This window comes from Variovorax sp. dw_954 (assembly GCF_018449755.1).
Taxonomy (GTDB): domain Bacteria; phylum Pseudomonadota; class Gammaproteobacteria; order Burkholderiales; family Burkholderiaceae_C; genus Variovorax.
This window is the reverse complement of the sequence record NZ_JAAVVD010000081.1, coordinates 1-1686: the sequence shown is the minus strand read 5'-3', so window position 1 is coordinate 1686 and position 1686 is coordinate 1. Positions and strand designations below refer to the sequence as shown.

The following is a 1686-nucleotide window of genomic DNA, read 5'->3' as shown; positions in this document are numbered from 1 at the left end:
TGGGCCGAGGCTGTGTAAAAACGCGCGCGCATCAACAAATCGATGACCGCTTCAGTGGCTGGCTGGCCGCATCCGTTTATCCAGTGCGCCGATGCGCCAGAGTGGCGTGTTTGAAGGCGTTTGAGCGTCGTCGAGCGGGCAACCGAGAGTCAAGAAGGGCTCAGGGGCCCACCAATTGCATCGCCTTCATCGTTTTGGCGATACCTAATACGCTGATCACCCGCTTGAAGTTGTAAGCCAGCACGTGAAGGCTCATTTCGGTGTCGACGTGAGCCATCGTCTTCATCAGGAAGTGCGTGGAACCCATCCAGTGCTTGAGTGTCCCGAAGACATGTTCAATCGTCGATCGTCTCAATGTCATCGCATTGGGTTTGCGATCCATTCGATGCTGCATCCGCTCGATCACAGCTTCATGTTCCCACCGGCGAATGCGCCTATAGGATGAGGTTGTGCACTGAGCTTTCATAGAACAGCTTGGGCAAGCACTGGGCCAGTAGAAATCCAAGTTGAGATTGCCTTCAAATCTAGAGAATCGATAGATCGCTCGTTGCCCGGCAGGACACTGGTATTCGTCATCTTTCGCGATGTAAATGAAGTCTCGCTTGTCAAACCGGCCGTGGGCTTTCGCATTCGATGTCATCGCCTTCGGAACGAAGGCTGTGATGCCTGCGTCCTCGCAGGCCTTTATCTCAAGTCCATTGAAGTAGCCTCGGTCTGCGAAGGCTTGCAGCTTGGTCTTGCCCATCGCGTCGCGTGCGGCCAATGCCATCTTGCTCAGCTGCGCCCTGTCGTTGCCGATGTTCGTGACCTCGTGCGCAACGATGAGATGGTGTTTGCCATCAACGGCAGTCTGCACGTTGTACCCGACCAAGCCAGTGCTCTTGCCTGTCTGAAGCATCGAACGCGCGTCGGGATCGGTGAGGGAGAACTGCTGGCCTGGTTCGCTTTTGAGCTGTTCCTTCGTTTCGTCGAGTTGGCGCATCTGCTCGCGCAGCCTCTCGATCTTCTCTTGCAGTCGTTCAGTCTTGGCTTCGAGATCCGCAGGCTGTGTTCGATCAGCAGTTTCCAGTGCGTCGAGGTAGCGCTGGATGCTTTGCTCTATTTGTTCCTTTCGCCCGTCAATCTTGCCGGGAGAGAAATTGCGATCCCGGCTGTTGACGGCTTTGAACTTGCTGCCGTCGATCGCCACTACCGCCTGAGAGAAGAGCTTCAACTGTCGGCACAACTGGATGAAGCGGCGGCACACATTGCGGATGCCCTTGCCGTTGTCGTGACGGAAATCAGCGATCGTCTTGAAGTCGGGCGTCAGGCGACCCGTCAACCACATGAGTTCCACATTACGTTGCGCCTCGCGTTCGAGGCGCCGGCTCGACTGAATGCGATTGAGATAACCGTAGATATACAGCTTGAGCAGAACCGAAGGGTGATACGAAGGTCGCCCGGTGATGGCAGGATCAACGCCCTCAAAGCCCAAGGCTGCAAGATCAAGCTCGTTGACGAAGGCATCGACGATGCGTACCGGGTTGTCTTCACCGACGAAGTCGTCGAGACATTCGGGCAGCAGCGTAACCTGCCTTCTATCCGCGCCTTCAATGAATCGCTTCATGCGCCACCTCGCCAAAACGGGTGGCGAGATTTTATTTTCTACGACGCAAACGGCGAAGTGTTTTCACACAGCCTCGGCCC

Annotated in this window: 1 protein-coding gene; it reads right to left on the bottom strand. The window is 55.8% G+C overall.

All coding sequences use genetic code 11. The features are described from left to right. Positions 1 to 160: 160 nt before the first annotated feature. Positions 161 to 1606 (bottom strand): IS1182 family transposase, encoded by a 1446-nt coding sequence (locus HB681_RS37560; RefSeq protein WP_213959977.1) that lies wholly within the window; start codon positions 1604 to 1606, stop codon positions 161 to 163. Positions 1607 to 1686 lie beyond the last annotated feature (80 nt).

Coding starts and splice junctions, on each gene's coding strand:
- HB681_RS37560 (WP_213959977.1), bottom strand. CDS start 1,606: ATGAAGCGATTCATTGAAGGCGCGGATAGAAGGCAGGTTACGCTGCTG.